Genomic DNA, 17,443 nt, shown 5'->3' with positions numbered 1-17,443 from the left:
GCACCAATCAGAGAGCCACCCCCCAGAACGGCAGGTGACCACCGCGTGCCAAATATTCAACTGGCGAGAATTCAACCATTCAACTGGCGGGAATTCATCATCTGGAAGGATAAACACCGCCTAGTTGGACGGGTTCCGACTCCTGTGCCGATTTTTATGCCAGAGCAAGTCGCATGTTTTTTATCAGGCGACGAGTTTAGCGATTAAGCAGCGGGCGTCTATTACAAATCTGCGATCACTTCAAGCGTTTGGCCAAATAATTTATGCTCATCCACCGGAAGGGTGTTCTTATGTACGTGGGAACGCGCTATAAGGATCGCGACCGGGCATTATCCTGGACCGCTAAATCGTTGGGGTTGCAATGCGTTTTGCATTGCGCAAGTTTTCTTCTGCATCTCCGCCTCCTGAAGACCAGACCCCATTGTCCAGTCTCCCCTCTCCCCCACGCTTCGTGGGGCAGAGGGGAGACTGGGACGTTTTGGCTTCGCTCGGAATCAAAATCCAAGGCAGGATAATAGCGTCAACGCCAAAGATATTAGCGGTCCAGCATTATCCTTTACTCAATTGCTCGGTCATGCTTTGACGTGCCTGCTCGATCGCTTGCGGCAGTTTAGCGGGGTCCTTACCCCCGGCCTGGGCCATGTCATCGCGTCCGCCGCCTCCGCCGCCGACAACTTGGGCGGTATCACCGACCCAACGCCCGGCGTTGAGACCACGGTCGACAAGTTCGCGGCTGAGGCCGCCCACCAGGACGACTTTGTCACCTTGAGCTGCGCCCAATAAAACCGCGGTCGGGCCCTTGCTCTTCTTGCGGATTTGGTCGATCCAGCCTCGCATCACGTTCGGATTGGCTCCGGGCGTGTCTGCGACCACGAGCAGAGTATCACCAATGGTAACACCGGAGGCGATCAGGTCGTCCGCCGACAAGTTGCCACCAGCGGTGACCTGTTTCAACTCGGTCACCAATCGGCTGCGATCGGCCAAGAGGGCATCGAGACGTTCGGTGACGTCATCAATCGCGACATTGAGACGCCGTGTCAGCTCGCGGACGGCCGCCCGGACAGCATGGTAGTTTGATGTATCCGTCGCGGTCGCCTTGGCAGCGCGGGGGTCAAAGTGGAATTCAGCGGGATGATCAGCGGCTTTGCCGGCCGACAGTTCTTTCTTCAGACTGCGCACATCGTTGATCAGGACCTCGGTGGCGGCGGCAGCATAGTTAGCCTGACAGCCAAGTCGCTCAGCGACCTGATCGAGTAACCGCTGGGTCTGCTCACGGTGTTCGGTCGCGCGTTGTCCCGTGAGCGCTTCGATCCGGCGGGTGCCGGTTGAAACGCTCTCTTCGACAACGAGTTCGAAGGCGCCGATGTCGCCCGTATTGCTCAGGTGCGTGCCGCCGCACAATTCGCGGCTGAACTCACCCATGGAAACCATCCGACACGGATCGGGATATTTCTCACCGAACAGCATCATGGCACCCGCCTTCCGCGCCGCATCGAGCGAGACGGTGTCCCAGCGGATCGGGGCTCGCTGGGCGACGTGTGCCAGCACATCCTGTTCAATCTCGACGAGCGTCTCGTCCGGGATGGCTTTCGGGTTCGTGAAGTCAAAACGCAAGCGATCTGGCTCGACTTTGCTGCCCTGTTGCTCGGCGTGGCGCCCCACATGGTTATGCAAGGCGTGGTGCAGGACGTGGGTTGCCGAGTGAGCGCGGGCGAGCGCCGTGCGGTTTTCGACGTCGACTTTTGCGAGGCAAATCTCACCTTCGCTGAGCGTACCGCGTGTGAGCTTGCCAAGATGCACGATCAACGACGCATGACGCTGGGTATCGATCACTTCAAACGTGAAATGATCATTTTCGATCACTCCCGTATCACCGACTTGGCCGCCCGATTCGCCATAGAAGGGCGAGTGATCGAGCACGAGTCGGTGGATGGCGTCGCCGGGACGGTCGAGGTGCGCGAGCAATTGGCCCTCGTCGCCTTTGGCCTTGCCGTCGCTGGTGATGATGCCTTTGACGACCGCACTGGCTTCGGTCGATTCGTAGCCGATAAACGGTGTCTCCCGCAGGGCTTCTTTGAGCGTTTCCAGTGGACCGGTTTGGAACAGCACCCGCTGTCCGCCGTCGCTGACGCCGGCGTGGGCTTCCATCGCCTTATCGAAACCGGACCAATCAAAGGTAAAGTTCTGTTCCGCCGCGAGTGTTTGCACGAGTTCCGGTGGCACGCCGTACGTGGTCAGCAGATCGGCTGCTTCGGCGCCTGGCACCATCACGGAGGATTCCGATCGCATGTCGTTGAAGAGACCGCTGATGCGTTTCATGCCGCCGTCAATCGTCGAAAAGAACGCTCGTTCTTCAGACTCGATCGCCTCACTAACACGCTGTGTCGTTTGGGTCATTTCGGGGTAGGCAACCTTGGACGCATCGGCCACCGCGGAGGTGAGCTGATACAGAAACGGTTCACGCAGGTTCATCTGGTATCCATCGAGCACGGCGCGGCGGATCAGGCGGCGGATGACCGAACGGGCGTCTTTGGGGCCCGGATACACATTTTCATGAATCGCAAAGACGGCCGCGCGAGCATGGTCGGTAATGCGGCGAAGGCGGCGACCGTGATCGCTGTCGTATTCATATTTCACACCACAAACTTCCGCAGCTGCCTGCACGATCGGGAACAGACTATCGATGTGGAAGTTGGTCGGCACGCCCTGCAGGACACTGGCCGTTCGCTCCAGCCCCATGCCGGTATCGATGTTCTTGCTGGGAAGCGGATGCAGGTTGTTCGGCGGCACGCCAACGCGATTGAACTGGGTAAACACCAAGTTCCAGATCTCAACTTCACTACCGTCGTCGAGCTTGTAATAGATCTCGCTGCACGGTCCGCACACGCCGTCGGGGCCCTCGCTCGGTGCCGACGCGGGCCAAAAGTTCTCGTCCTCTTCCATCCTGGCAATGCGGGATCCGGGCAGACCGATCGATTCATTCCAAATCTGGAACGCTTCGTCATCGTCCTTATAAATGGTCACCGTCAATCGTTCCGGCGCGATGCCCAGCCACTTCTTGTCGGTGAGAAATTCCCATGCCCAGGCGATCGCTTCAGGCTTGAAATAGTCGCCGAAGCTGAAGTTGCCCAGCATTTCGAAAAACGTGTGATGAAATGCGGTCCGGCCAACGTTATCGATGTCACCGGTGCGAAGACATTTTTGGCAGGTGGTGGCGCGGGTGTAGTCGAGTTTGACTTTGCCGAGGAAGTGATCTTTGAATTGGTTCATGCCGGCGGGCGTGAACAGGACCGAGGGATCCCAGGCCGGCACGAGCACGTCGCTGGGCTGCCGCACGCAACCTTTGGTTTCATAGAATTCGAGATATTTTTCGCGTAGTTCGTCTGTCTTCATGGCTGTTTATTTCTGATGGGATGCGGTTGGATTGGTTAGGCGATCGGCTCGAGGACTTCTTTACCGACCCAGGGCTGGAGGATTTTGGGAACGCTGATCGAGCCGTCGGCACGTTGATGATTTTCTAAAATGGCGATCATGGCGCGTCCTGTCGCCACGGCGGTTCCGTTGAGAGTGTGCGCGTACTGAGTCCCCTTTTGCCCTGGGGTTTTGAATCGCACGTCCAGACGTCGGGCTTGATAGTCGGTGCAGTTGCTCGTGCTCGTCACTTCGCCCCACTCGCCAGCGTCACCGCGTCCGGGCATCCAAGCCTCGAGATCATATTTGCGGTAGGCGGGGCCGCCCAAGTCCCCGGCGGCGGTGTCGACGACACGGTAAGGAACCTCCAAGGCATCAAAAATCTCGCACTCCAGCTCACGCATCTCCTCGTGAACGGAATCACTTTGCTCGGGCAGCGTGAAGGCGAACATCTCGATTTTGGTGAATTGATGGACCCGGTAGAGCCCCCGCGATGCACGTCCCGCCGCGCCCGCTTCGGTCCGGAAACAATGACTCAAACCGCATAACTTGATCGGCAATTCTTCGCTCGCGAGGATCTGGCCGCTGAGCATGCCGCCCAGTGGGATCTCCGCCGTCGCGACGAGGTTCAGCTCGGTGTTCTCGATACTGTAAATTTGAGTTTCCGGGCCACGTGGATTGAAGCCCGTGCCTTGCAAAACGCTCGTCAGCGCCAAGTCCGGGGTGGTGACGGGCGTGAAACCGCGGTCGGAGAGGAAACTGATCGCGAACTGTTGCAGGGCCAGGTCCAATCGAACGGCGGCGTTGCGCAGGAAATAGAACCCCGATCCGGCCACGCGGGCGCCGCTCTCGAAATCGAACAGGTCATGCTTTTCGCCGAGAGCGAGATGATCGATTGGCTTGAAATCGAAAACGGGTTGTGGTGTTTTCCCAAACCCGAGCTCGTTAGCGTCTTCTTCACCGCCATCGGGAACCGCGGGGTGGGTCAGGTTGGGCAGTGCCGATTGCAGTTCGAGAATGCGGGCATCGAGCTCGTTCTGCTCCGCGGCGGCGGCATCTTTCTGGTCTCGAAGTTCTCGACCGGCGGCAATCAACGCGTTTCGCTCATCGGCGTCTTTCGCCGATGCGATGCGTTTGCTCGTTTCGTTCGCTTGAGTATTGAATTCCTGAGATTTTTGTAGCGCCGCCAATCGCTGCGTTTCGAGTTCGCAAATCGATTGCACGTCGACCTTGACCCCGCGCCGCGCCGAGTTTTGGGCGACTAGATCCGGGTTTTGCAGAATAAATTTGCGATCGAGCATCGGCGGAGAGCAACGTGAGAGAGGAACAACGAACGGGAGTCTGAGCGTAAAACGCACAACTTAACGAAAGTTGCCGACTTTTCGCAGGCCCGGTTCGCGGGTCCGGCGCAAGGAAGTTGCCGTATGGCGGGCCAAAGGTCCCGAAGTCTGCTTCGCTCGGCCCAGCCGACAGCAAAAAAAGTACGTTTTGCTGGGATTGCTGGGCCATTTAAGGACATCGCGACGCAGGCCAAACTTTCGGTGTTTCGCGTCGCGTGCGAGGGCGCGACAGTCTGGCAGCGGTCGCAACGAACGAGTGTTTAGCAGTCGGCCCTCATCGCAGCGGTTTACGCTGGTGATGGGCACGGATGCGATTCACCAGCGTCCAGGCGGGATGATGCGTCCGCAGCAACGCCACGATGCGGCTGGTCGAGACCTTCCAGAGGGGAGCCACCAGGCTCGGCTGACCGCCGGCGACATGCAGATCATTCAGCAATAAGGCGATCACGGCGGGGTTGAGCGGGTTGTCCTCCGCGAGTTTCAGTGGCGTGCCGCGAAAGCGATCTCGGACTGCCTGCTCGAGTGATTCGGGCAGCACGTCGGGCTCCGCCGCCAGCGGCGAGGTCGTTCGTAGGCCGACGGCCAAAACGTAGCGCAGACGGCGGATGGCGACATCTCGGTTGCGGTGCTGGTTCCGCTGTTCCGTCGCTTCCGCCGTGATCTCCGCAGGCCGAAAAGTGACAAAAACACCTGAGGCGGTGCGGTTGCGATGCTGGCCACCGGGGCCGCTTCGCGACTGCATGCGGAATTCACACTTCGAAAGCAGGTCATCGATTTCCCAGACGGCCGGATGGGGCGAGGCAACATGCGTCAACGCCAGCCGCTGGCTGGGACTTGGCATCTCCGCGGACGACGGGTCGGCACGCGGGGAGCGGGAATCGGATGATGGATTGTTGTCGGACATCACATGTTCGTCGCGGCGCGACGGCACTTTAAAACCTCACCCTTTCGATCACGAACTGAGTGTCCAGTCGCGTCGTTGCCGACTGCTGGGGATGCCCATCTTCTTACGATATTTCGTGACCGTACGGCGGGCGACGGTCATCCCCGAATGGTGCAGTTCCTCGACCAAGGCTTCGTCACTAAACGGCTTGCTCTTGTCTTCCTTGTCGATCAATTCTTGCAACTTCAAACGGATTGTATCCCATGCGACATCGTCACCGTCCTCGGTTTGGGTGCCGCCGACGAAGAACCGTCGCAGCGGCAGAATACCGCGAGGGGTTTGAATCCATTTATCGTCAACGGCCCGGCTAACGGTGGTCACGTGGACGCCTACCTTGTCGGCGATCTGCTGCATTTTGAGCGGTTCGATCGCTTCGGGCCCCTCATCGAGAAACCGTTTTTGGTGTTCGACAATGGCCTCGGAGACTTTCGTCAAGGTACTCCGGCGTTGCTCGATCGAATCAATCAACCACTGGGCACCGTTGATTTTCTGCTTGATAAACTCGCGTTCTTCCGCCGAGCAATCCGAGGCCTGCAAGCGACTGCGGTAATACTTGCTGATAAATAGATTGGGAACGCGATCGTCATCGAGGCGAACGCGATACTCACCCGATTCGTCTTGCTCGAGAATGATATCGGGGGTGACGTTGGGAACGTAGGTTTCCAAGAACGCAGCGCCGGGCTTGGGATTGAGGAGGTGCAGTTCCATCCGCAATTCCTGGATCTGCTCGATCGAGAACCCTGTTTTCTTCGAGATTTGCGGCAGACGATTTTCGGCCAAGTCATTCAGGTAAAACCGAATCAGTTTCTGCAATTCGTCGTAGTGAGGACTGTCTGGATCGAGTTGCAGGACCAGGCACTCGGCGAGATCCCGGGCCGCGATTCCGGTCGGCTCGAGCGACTGCACCAAACGCAGGGCTTCCTCCGCCTTGGCGAGATCCTCTTTCGTATGGCCCGGCGGCAGCATGTCGGCGATGGGTGTGCGCAGGTAACCGCCATCGGACGCGTTGAGCGTGCTAATGATTCGCTCGGCGATCTGCTCGACCTCGTCGTCGATGTCCATCTCGGCGAGTTGATGCAGCAAGAAATCGTTGAGCGATTCCGGGCGGGACTGGGCATTGGCCATCATGTCGTGCCGCCGGTCCGCTTCCTCGGACATGCGGTTACTGCTGCGGCGAAACGAGTCGTCGAAGTTGCTCGATGAATCGGCGTCCATATTGAGCAACCGCTCAAAATCGTCCTTGTTGTTGTGGTCGTTATCGACGACCAGCTCTTTTTCATTTTCGCTGCGAGAATCTTTGCTCGACGAATCGTCGTCGGCATCATCGGGCGACATCGGATCGCCCGCGACCTGCTCAAGCAACGGGTTCTCGTTCATCTCTTGCTCAATCCGCTCCTGCAACGCGAGCGTTGGCATCTGCAGAATTTCCATCGACTGGATCATCCGAGGTGCGAGTTTCTGCACCTGGCTCTGTCGGGCGTGCAGCCCCACTGACATCCGCATGGGAATCCCATTCTCTCTAAGAAAAGTTACCTGATAACACGTCCCTCGCATTCTAGAGCGAATACGGTGCCAACGGTAAGAACGGTTTGATTTTTTTCTTAAATTTGACGTGCAAAAAAAACGGTCAGAGTTTCTGTCGCCCGGTCAGGGCATCCGCAATGATCTCGCGGTTGGCGTACTCAAGAACGCTGCCGGCGGTGATTCCGCGAGCCAATCGGGTGATTTCCACAGGAAATTCGCTTAATTGATTGGACAGATATAGCGATGTCCCGTCGCCCTCAACGGTCGGGTTGGTCGCCATGATAATCTCGGAAAATTTTCCCGTTCGGACGCGATCGACCAACGCATCGATCGTCAATTGATCCGGCGTGACGCCATCGAGCGGCGCGATCCGCCCGAGCAGCACGTGATAGAGCCCCTTGAAGGCCCCCGAGGCCTCGAGGCTGAGCAAATCTCGCGGCTGCTCGACAACACACAGCCGCGTGGTGTCGCGATTCGGGTCCGCACAAATCTGGCAGTATTCTTGCTCCGACAAATTAAAACAGGCGGCGCAGTAGCGAACATCCGTCCGCACACGGCGGATCGCATCGGCGAGCGCTAACGCTTCGTCTTCCCGAACGCGCAGCAAGTGGAACGCCAGGCGTTCGGCGCTCTTGCGACCGATTCCAGGCAACTGGCTGAGCCGATCGACGAGCTGCGAGACGGCCCCCGCATGACTGCTCATCCATTGCCGCCGGTAATGCTGGCCAGGATTCCATCCATGCCCGGGATATTCACATTGAGATCGCTGGCGAGCTGGCTGACCGCGTTGGCGTAGAGCTGCTTGGCATCGGCGCCAGCCGAATTGGTCGCTTCCTGGAACGCGCGGCTGAGTCGCTCCGGCGGCAGCGCCCCGTCGGCTCCCTCACCAAAGACCTCGGAACTGACCTCGACATTCTGAACTTCGCCGATGCCATTCATCGTTACCGTCACGTGGCCGCAAGAGGAACTCGCCGAAACCCGCTCTGATTTCATTCGCTCGTTGAGCTGCCTCATGTAATCAGGCAGATCCTGCAGTTTGCCGATCATCGAGGCAATGTTGCCGAGGTTACCGAGTCCTTTGAACATAGAAATCGTCCTTCAATAAGTTAGGTTTTAAGATCGTGGCGTATCAATTCGAACGATTTCGGCGCCGAGTAGATCGATGCAGGCACGCACCATCGGGTTCGCTTCAATCTCTCGCATCCGCTGCATTCGATTCTGCGTCTTAGGTTTGGCCGCGGCTTGCTGAATCGGTGGTGCTTTGGTTCCGGTGACTAACGTGACACTGAGCTGGCGACCGGTGACACGGGCGATCGTGCGAACAATCTCGTCTTTGTTCTGGGGCGAACCACAGCGGCTCATCGCCAATCCAGACGCCTCCGGGAACGTCAACTCGACGATCCCTGGTTGGGAGACCCCAAATTTCTCGGCCGCTTTGACCAACGTTGCCGTCATCGGATCCATCTCGTCGAGAATCTGTCGCCATGACGATTGTAGTTCGGCCTCGGTAATCAGTGCAGCCGAGGTGGCACCGACTGCGGGCGGATTTTCGGCTGTCGGATTTGCTGTTGGCGGAACCGGACCTGGCGAAGGCGTCCCCACGGGTGGTGCAGATCCCGCACCCGGCGGTTCGGGCGTCTGCGGTATTGCGGAAGGCGTGGTGGCTGCCATACCCGCAGGACTCGCGGCACCCGCAGGACTCGCGGCACCGACCGCTGCGGGCCGCGCTCTATTTATCGCGTTTTTTTTTTCGCTACCGTCCGCCGCGAGACTCTGCGCCGCGGCGGTCAAATCGACAATCGCTTGTAGGTCGGGCAGATGGCAAATCTGAATCAAGGTCGACTCCAGCAGCACGCGGGCGTGAACACTGTGTCGGATTCGCACCAAGGTTTCGTCAACCAAGCCCACAATGGCGAGCACCGTTTGCAGCCCCCACTGCTGGCCCAATTCCACCAAGGACGGGTGCATCGAACCGGCCGCGTAGCGCAACATCGAAGCGTCGCACCCCACACTGGCAGTCATCAAATCGCGGAAGAACCCCAGCATTTGCTCGGTCAGCCGGCCGGCATCGACGCCCGCCGCCACAGCCTCGTCGACTTGCGTGAGAGCGGAGGCTGCGTCGCGAGCCTGCATTGCTTGGGCAAGCCGATGCAAACGTTGATCGTCGGCCGTGCCGAGCATCGTGTGGACTTGATCAGCCGTCAGGTGCCCATCACTGAAGCTGAGCACCTGCTCGAGCAGCGATTGACTGTCACGCATTGACCCAGACGCACGGCGGGCGAGCAACTCCAACGCTTCCTCTTCGGCGGTACTCTTTTCCGCGGCAACGATTTCACGGAGCCGACCGACGATTTTGCTGGACTCCACCGGCGCGAAATCAAATCGCTGGCAGCGGCTGAGCACGGTGATCGGAATTTTCTCTGGATCGGTCGTGCAAAAGATGAATTTCACATGTTCAGGCGGCTCTTCGAGCGTTTTCAACAGCGCATTGAACGCCGCGCCCGTCAACATGTGGACTTCGTCGATAATGTAAATCTTGTACCGCGATCGGCTCGGTCGCACACCCACGTTGGCCCGCAGGGATCGAATTTCGTCGATTCCCCGATTACTGGCCCCGTCGATCTCAATCACATCGACGTCTTCCCCCGAGTCAATTGCTTGGGAGACGTCGCTTTCGCTATCCGGGTGCGACGTGGGGCCACCGGGATGGTTCAGCGCTTTGGCAAAAATCCGCGCAGTGCTGGTCTTGCCAACTCCCCGTGCCCCCGTGAACAGGTAAGCATGCCCAACCCGCGAGGTCTCAATCGCGCCCTGCAACGCCTTGGCCACATGATCTTGGCCGACCAATTGATCGAAATCTCGCGGTCGATACCGGCGAGCGACCACGACATAGGAGTCGTTACCAGATTCCTGTTCGCTCGCAGAAGTGCCCATGTTTTCGGCGTGTATTTAACCGTAAGAATCGATCCGAAAAGGGGTCATGCCGGGTCACAAATCGCCCGCGCGATGGAGGCGACCCTCACACAAAGCGGCACTGCTTATGGCTGCTCCAGTTAAGGCCTGACCAGGTTCACAGCTTGCAGTCGCAAGGGTCGCCACCATCACGCGGGGAAATCGTTCCCGACGGCGTCGCCCATTCTAGAACACCAAACCGATTCGCGAAAGATGCGTGCGGCGACTAACCGCAGATTCCGCAAATGTGGTGAAATAGAGTACAAAACGCCATCGAGACTTTTCATACCGTTCCTGCGATGCCATTTCCGGAGATTTTTTTGTGGATCCTCACCAGCCAGCCACGCCCCACCCGAACCATGCCGGCAAGAAGCGTAAACCGCCGCATCAGCGTGGCGATCCGTCCTGGAGAACCTACTCAGATCAGTGGAAAGAGAATCATGGCTCGCTCTTGATGAGTTTCGCCGCGGCCATCCTGTTAATAGGGGTCGCGATTTTGCTGTTCCAACAGAATCGCTTTCGCAAACCCGCCTTTCCGTCATCTCAGATGTTCGCGAAGCCATCCGATGAGTCCACATCGAACGCATTCGCCGCGACCGATGGCAGCCTGGACGAGCAAATCGAGGGGCCGACGTTCCGTTTGCGAATCAAAGGTGCCACGACGGAGGCCCCCGCGAGCGACAACGGTACGATCCGCATTGCCGTCTATTCCACCAGCGAGCACTTCAATGAGCCCGAATTTGCGATCTGGAAACGTTCGATCGCGATCGAACCCGAGGCGGAGGCGGAATGCCTGATCCCGATTGACCTATTGCCGCCCACGTTCGCCATCGCGGCATTTCAAGACGTCAACGAGAACGGGCTACTCGACCGAAATCTGCTTGGCGTTCCCGCCGAACGCTACGGTTTCAGTAATGCCGCGCGAGGCAAAGTCGGACCGCCCGGGTTTGACGAGGCGGTCATCGATCGCCTCGAGCCTGACGAAGAGCTCGAGCTGAAGATTTGGTAACGCATGAACCCACCGCGTCGCTGCGTTCGCCAGAACGCAACTCCCACCCTCTGGCGACGGCAACTGCCATCGCTCGACGCATTTCTCAAGTTCTCACTGTCGCGACGGAAAGTTCTCGCTGTCGCTATTGCTTGCTCGGCTGAACACTGGCCGCCGCCGGCTTTGGTACCGCGAAGAAGGTGTTGGCGCGACGAACGCTCGCAGGATCCGCTTTCTCGAGTTCCTTGAGTGCCTCGGCCGCTTCTGGCTTCGGACAGGCCCGCAGATAATTGACGACTGGCACGCGAACCCAATTATTGTCGGCATCGGCAGTTAGGAACAGCTCTTTGAGCTTGTCGACTTGGCTCCAATCTTCCCAGCGGGCCAGGTCGGGGATCACGAGGTCAGCCAAGTCATTGCGATCGAGAATCAAGTGCAACGATTCGACAAGTGCACTGCGTGGGATAATGCCGCCTTCGGTGCCGTGAAATCGAATTGCCATGATGGCCGCGTAGGTGTCCGCATAGGACGCCTGTTGATTAAGCAGGAATTCCTGATCGATCAACTCCAACCCCGACTCGCCCGCCAAGGTGAGGTAACACGCGATGAGTGCATCGAGCCCCGTGCGTGAGGCTTTCTGCGTGCTTTTGAGCATCCCTTCCAGCAATGGGAGGTCCTTGTCGCTGCCGCACACTCCGAGCATCGTGAGGTACAACCGCTTGCGATCGGGCGACATTGTCTCGTCCTGGATCCACTCCACTAACTGGTCGTGGTCCATGTCCTCTTTGATCTGCTGCACATCGGCATAGGGTGTGATGGCAAACTCGTCATACGCATCTCGCGACAGCATCGAATCGTCGTCTTGCAGATAAGGCAAGAAAAACCGTAATCGATCAGCATTTTCTTGCTTGGCGACATCGGGGATGCGGATGAGATATTGCTCGGCCCGCGGTGTCACCGGGAGACAGGACCACTGCATATCGCTGGGGTCGGCACCCGACAGCAGGAAGCGACGCCCTTTTGCGACATCCCCAAAATAGACTGCCTTGACATGCTGGCCCACTTCCACGTGATCGGCACCTTTGAGCACCGTTTCGATTTTCATTTCAACCTCGCCAGTGTCTGCATTGCGGGTCGCGTCTCCCTGCAGGGCCGACGCGATGACGACCGCATCCATAACCTCCATCTCCTGCCGCAGCGTTTGAGAAACGGCGCTACAGAACGGGCACGCCAGCGCGCTGCCAATCGGGGTGAAACAGAGCAGGACGACGAGAACCGGCAGCGTGAGCAGCGAGAGTAACCACGGCCGGAATGCACGCGTTTGCGTCGTTATTGTTGATTGCATGTTGAACGTACCAGTTGACAATGGAAGCGAAGAAACCCTGATGGACGGAGACCACCATAGCGTAAGCTGGAAATTTCAGGAATCAATGCAAGGCCTGAAACCTGCTCCAAATCCCTGAGCCAGCGACACCCATGGCGCCGGTATCGGCCGTTCTCCCAGGAGATCCCGCGGCAATTCAGGACCACTGACCAACGAGCGGGAAATACGGTCTGAGATTGTGGCCGAACGCTCCACGGTCGACCATTCCGACCGCGGAGCGTTCGGCCACTTCTTTTCCGCTCGTTCCTAAATCAATGCATGTGGCCGGACGCTCTATACGGCGGGGGAGCCAATTAGTTCCCGAAGAGTTTATCAAACCGGAGTTTTTCGAGCCCTTTGTTGATCCCCTGTTCGAGCGATTGCTGGCCTCGCCCCAATTGCTGCTGCAGGTAATTGCCGGCGGCGTCCTGAGCCGCCTGGGTGCCAAGATCCACCGCGACACGGCGAATTCCTGCCGAATCGAGACTCGGACGGCTAAGCGTCCCGTCAATCGGCAGCGTCATGGTTTGGCCGGCCAAGCCTCGCAGGTCGCCGCCGAGCCACTTCGCATCGAGCGGAATCTGCGCGATCATGTCGAGTCGTCCGTCAAAGTCGACCTGGCCGCTCGTGACCACCCGAGCGCGATCGATATCCAGCATCATCGCGCGGTGAGCGACAACTCCCTGGGAAACGCTGAATGCCACGCTTTGGGCGGGCAATGTGATCAGCGTGCGACCGGTGCGCGGGGTTTGAGAACTCGTGCCGATTGCCGCCAATGCCTGCAACTGCCGGGCCCCCGCGATCACTTGATCGGCCAGCGGCCCCGCATTCATCTGCACCCGTTCAATATCCAGTCGTCCCCGCACCTCGCTGCGTCGGGGTTCGTCGATCCAGACGACAGCGTGCTCGAGTTCAGCACTGAAAGTGCCCTCCACTCGGGCCGCATCCGAAGCGATCGGGGCCAAGTACTTCAACCATTGCCCCGTCATATCGGGGGTCAGCTCCACGTTCCTCGCAATCGGTCCCGGCTGCATTTCGATATACAGTTCGGGCCGGTAATGCACGTCACCGGCCAATTGGATCTCGCCCCCGGATGGGTCACGTGGTTGATCGCTTAGCGGCGGAACCTGCGGCCCGATCAACTGCGGCGTCAAACGACTCGGCCCCAGTACCGGTATCTTGCTCTGCGCAATCGTGACGACGCTTTCGGTCATCCGAAAAGGCACTTGCGCAGGCCCGAACAGCATGCCGGCGGTGTCGACCGTTTCCCACCCCAGCGATCCCTTGATCGTGAACGCGTAGTGTTCGCTGCTGTTTTGTGCATAGAGGATTTCCAGAGGCGTTTGATGCAGCCCCTCAGCAACCATGTTCACGCCCGTCAGCCGGGTAAGGTGGCGGGCGACCTCGTCCATCTTAAACCTCGCCGGCCCGCTCAGGCGCACATCGGCAACGCCATTCTGCCACGAGGCAGCCCCCTCCAACGCCACGCCGCACCAACCGGTCGAAACCTGCAACCCGTTGGTCTGGATCGCCAGCGCCGGCATCTGCAGGTCAAATTTGCCGTTCACTTCGACAAGCGGTTCGAACCACACAAGCGAAGTCTGGGGCGAACTCGTCCCGGAAACCGGCTCCCGGAGACTCATGTCGCGACCGGTAAGCTTCGATTGGCAGTGCAACGTCGTCAGATCGCCGACGACGATCGTATTGCCCTCGAGCTGGCCCCCGATCGTCCAGCCTCCGCTCGTCGGCACAGACGCTTGATTACTGAATCCAACCGAGCGGACATTGTCGCCCGCTCGCTGTCCGCCCGCATCGCGCGGGCTCCCACTTGCCGAGCCCTGGCCGGACCGCTGCGCAACCTGATTGAGTGCGGCGGGTTGCAATCGATCCAAGTCTGCCCGCCACGCGATCTCCAGATCCGTCACATCGTTAACCCACTTGCCCTCCACGGCCGCGGACACCGCATCGCCCTTGAGCGTCAACGAGTCAATCGTCAACTCTTGGCGGGGCCACAAAGCCTTGCCCTCGAAATCCAGCTGGACCAATTCTTGCCGCAGGAGGTTTTCACCGACGGAGATCTCAAGTGCGCTGAGCTCGCCCGCGAGGCTGTCCATCATGATTTCGCCCGCGACACTCACACTCGCCTGCGTCGAAGCGCGAAAGCCGCCACGAACCTGCGAGGCAGAATCCGGCATCCAAGGGTGCAGCATTTCGGCCATCGATTCGATTCGCCCCTGCCCACTGATGCGTAGCGGCAGCATTCGGTCTCGGCTGGGATGGGACACCGCACGAACGAGCTCCACATCCGCCTTGACGCCATCACCTTCGATGCGCAGCGACCCACCGGAGAGTTCGTCGAGCGACCAACTGCCCGTCGACGTGGACCATCGGCCTTCCGCGTCGAGCGTGGACGTGAGCTTGGTTTGCCGCAAACGTCGCTCGGGATCGAACTGAATCATTAAATTGTCAATGCGACTATTCCCGCGCAGACGCCACAACCCGCCGGCCTCGGCATCCCAGCGCACCGTCGCCACCACATCACCTCGCAAGTCCTGGTGATCGAGCTCGAAGAGTGGATTCAGCATCTGTGCGAGCTTGCCAAAATTGACGCTGAGTTCGGCTGCACCGGAGGCGACACTGCCGTGCCCTTGGATCCTCGCGAATGGGCTATTGAGTTCAAACTGTTCCGCCGAGAGTGACGTCGCATCGCTGGCGACAATGGCGGTCGCATCCATCGGCGCGATCACAACCGACTTGCCCGCGGATGTTGCTTCAATCGTATCGCTATGGATCACCAAACGGCGGCGCCGCGATCCGTTTGCCTTCCCGCTGGCGAGTGCGTTCTCGATGGGTTCGATCGTCGCGCGAATCATCCCCCGGTGCAACGTCGCGTTACTGCGAAGAGGCAGTGCTTTGGGCATCGCGACTTGCAAGCGTGAAAGGTCAATTTGAACATCCGCGGTCGCGTCCACCTGGTCGAGCCACGCCAAAGGATTCGACCCAGCGCCGGCCAATGAAATGGAATCGGAAAAGGTACCGTTCAAAGCAACCGTGGCGAAGTCCGTTTTGGCCGACACATGGCGGGCCACGATCCGGCCGGGCTGCCAAATCCACTCGCCGTCGAGCTGAGTGAGCTCGTTGCCCCACAATCGAGTGCCATCGCCTGGGGCATACGCTGCGAGACCACGCAGTTCAATTTTACGCAGCGACACAAGCGGGTACCCCGAAGCGGGCATTTCAACGGTCGCACTCCCCGACAGATCGCCGGTAATCGCCGCTGGCAGTTCACTTTCGGGAAACCGCCTCGAGACCAAACTCAAGACGGAGATAGGCAGCGAGTCAGCTTCAATTTTCAACGTGATGGGCATCGCCGCCTCCGACGCCCAGCCCACAATCGCTTCGCCCTGCAGCGATCCTTCACCGCCACCGGGTTGACTGAGGACGCCTTGCCACTCCGACGTCAACTCCTTGGCATCGATCCGCACCAAGGCATTGGACTGCTTCAGTGACCACGTCGCCCCCGTGACATCGTCGGTGATATCGATGTGCAGCCCTTGCACTTGCACCGCCCCTGCGGGCGACATAGCAGAAGCGGGGTCCGAGGGTGCGAGCAAGTCGGTCAGGTCGGTCTCGATCGAACTGCTGCCATTTTGCACCCGACAGGCGACCCGCACGTCACGCAGCACCACGTCGCCGAAACGACCACGGGACAAGTCACCCGAAAACAACTGCGTGACGGTAATGCCCGTCTGCACTTCGCCAACCTGAATTGTCGACCCCGCGCGATTGCCAACGAGTTGCAGGCCGGTCATGCGAACCGGGGTGACCCATCCAAACTGGACACTATCGACATCCGTGTCCCATCCATATCCTGCCAGAGCCTGGACTAACAGCGACCGCCCCAGAGGCGACACGCTAACCAAGGACGGTGCGCTCGCAACGAGCAAGACAACGAATAGAGCCATGCTGAACGCGATCATTCGGCGCCGCCGTGATCGATCGGCACGGCGATGCGAAGTATGTTCGGCTTGCGTGCGTTCGCGAACCTGGAGATCGTAATTGCTAACCGCTCTGCGTCGCATCCGTGCGTCTCGCTGATAAGGGAGGGGCGAATCTCTACGCGGCGATACCACAGGAGCATCGATGCGGGTCGGTATTTCTTTTGGAGTACCGACCATCGGGCGTCTGCCCTGGTTCTCTCAAACGCGTGTCGACTCGTGAAAGAAAAGCGGGGCGAGCGCCCATCCGCTTGCCACGATAGGAACCCCTTATAGCGAGTTACGCCTGCCCAGCGCAAGAGAGGTTGGGCGGATTCTGAGCGCGCATAAAAAAAGCTCCCGGAAAGTACGAGGTCCTAGGGGGGCGGAGGACAACGCGCTTCTGTTCCGGGAGCCGGTGGTCGGTACTGAGTATCCTACCCGGGCGAGCCTTCTCAGGCTGTTTTCGCTGCGGTAGTTCTCGCTTCAGTGACATCGCCACTGAGCACTTGAATTATCGTCGAAAGCCTCGCAGGTTGCAAGTCGCAGATTGACTGCTGCTCTTAAAATGTTCGAGTGAGTGCGTCGCATCCATGCTAGCACCGCTCGAACGATCTGAACATAGTGAAACTTGGTGATCAAACAGCGCCATCCGTGGCCCCATTTTAACTACCCTCTTCGCAGTCACGCACACATAAATGCGAGCTTGACCCGTGCGAAAATCATTCCGTCTATGATCGTCTTTTTGCCGCGAGCGACTTGCCGAAACAACCCGCTTGCGACGATGGGGGAAACTTAGCCGGGATGCCTTTCGCGGGTCAAGCCAAGTTTCAGAAAGTTTTTCAAACTTGCTTTCACGACTGCCTATCCAGGGCGATGTGCCTGCACGAAATACGGTAAACTGATGTACCTAAAGAAATTTATCTTTTCATTCATGTTGATCTC

10 protein-coding genes and 1 other RNA gene are annotated in these 17,443 nt (G+C 58.8%); 1 reads left to right on the top strand and 10 read right to left on the bottom strand.

Annotation, left to right across the window (positions count from 1 at the left end; all coding sequences use genetic code 11):
- Positions 1-549 precede the first annotated feature (549 nt).
- The 8 genes from alaS to ffs all read right to left on the bottom strand — a co-directional run bounded on the left by alaS (position 550) and on the right by ffs (position 10,318).
- Positions 550-3,393, bottom strand: a complete 2,844-nt coding sequence (alaS, locus tag SH410x_RS11035) for an alanine--tRNA ligase (RefSeq protein ID WP_473676555.1) — start codon at positions 3,391-3,393, stop codon at positions 550-552.
- A 35-nt stretch (positions 3,394-3,428) separates the two neighbouring features.
- On the bottom strand, positions 3,429-4,712 hold the full coding sequence (gene serS, locus SH410x_RS11030; protein ID WP_473676554.1) for a serine--tRNA ligase: 1,284 nt from the start codon (positions 4,710-4,712) through the stop codon (positions 3,429-3,431).
- A gap of 313 nt (positions 4,713-5,025) precedes the next feature.
- Positions 5,026-5,682: a peptide chain release factor family protein gene (locus SH410x_RS11025; protein WP_473676553.1), complete on the bottom strand. Its 657-nt coding sequence runs from the start codon at positions 5,680-5,682 to the stop codon at positions 5,026-5,028.
- 21 nt (positions 5,683-5,703) lie between these two features.
- Positions 5,704-7,197: an RNA polymerase factor sigma-54 gene (gene rpoN, locus SH410x_RS11020; protein ID WP_473676552.1), complete on the bottom strand. Its 1,494-nt coding sequence runs from the start codon at positions 7,195-7,197 to the stop codon at positions 5,704-5,706.
- Between the two features lie 124 nt (positions 7,198-7,321).
- Positions 7,322-7,921, bottom strand: coding sequence for a recombination mediator RecR (recR, locus tag SH410x_RS11015; RefSeq protein WP_473676551.1), 600 nt, complete (start codon positions 7,919-7,921; stop codon positions 7,322-7,324).
- Complete coding sequence (locus SH410x_RS11010; RefSeq protein ID WP_473676550.1) at positions 7,918-8,304, bottom strand: YbaB/EbfC family nucleoid-associated protein; 387 nt, start codon at positions 8,302-8,304, stop codon at positions 7,918-7,920. The genes recR and SH410x_RS11010 overlap by 4 nt, the downstream gene beginning before the upstream one ends.
- Positions 8,305-8,331: 27 nt before the next feature.
- Positions 8,332-10,152 (bottom strand): DNA polymerase III subunit gamma/tau, encoded by a 1,821-nt coding sequence (dnaX, locus tag SH410x_RS11005; RefSeq protein WP_473676549.1) that lies wholly within the window; start codon positions 10,150-10,152, stop codon positions 8,332-8,334.
- A 71-nt stretch (positions 10,153-10,223) separates the two neighbouring features.
- Positions 10,224-10,318, bottom strand: an RNA gene (gene ffs, locus SH410x_RS11000) — signal recognition particle sRNA small type.
- Positions 10,319-10,492: 174 nt separating this feature from the next.
- On the opposite strand from ffs, the gene SH410x_RS10995 reads away from it, so the two are divergent.
- Complete coding sequence (locus SH410x_RS10995; RefSeq protein ID WP_473676548.1) at positions 10,493-11,179, top strand: DUF2141 domain-containing protein; 687 nt, start codon at positions 10,493-10,495, stop codon at positions 11,177-11,179.
- 124 nt (positions 11,180-11,303) lie between these two features.
- Here SH410x_RS10995 and SH410x_RS10990 read toward each other — a convergent pair whose 3' ends face one another.
- Complete coding sequence (locus tag SH410x_RS10990; protein WP_473676547.1) at positions 11,304-12,503, bottom strand: hypothetical protein; 1,200 nt, start codon at positions 12,501-12,503, stop codon at positions 11,304-11,306.
- Positions 12,504-12,835: 332 nt separating this feature from the next.
- On the bottom strand, positions 12,836-16,603 hold the full coding sequence (locus tag SH410x_RS10985) for an AsmA family protein (RefSeq protein WP_473676546.1): 3,768 nt from the start codon (positions 16,601-16,603) through the stop codon (positions 12,836-12,838).
- Positions 16,604-17,443: the final 840 nt, after the last annotated feature.

The organism is Rhodopirellula sp. SH410, assembly GCF_055811895.1.
The sequence above is the reverse complement of the archived record's forward strand: the minus strand, read 5'-3'. Positions and strand labels throughout refer to the sequence as shown.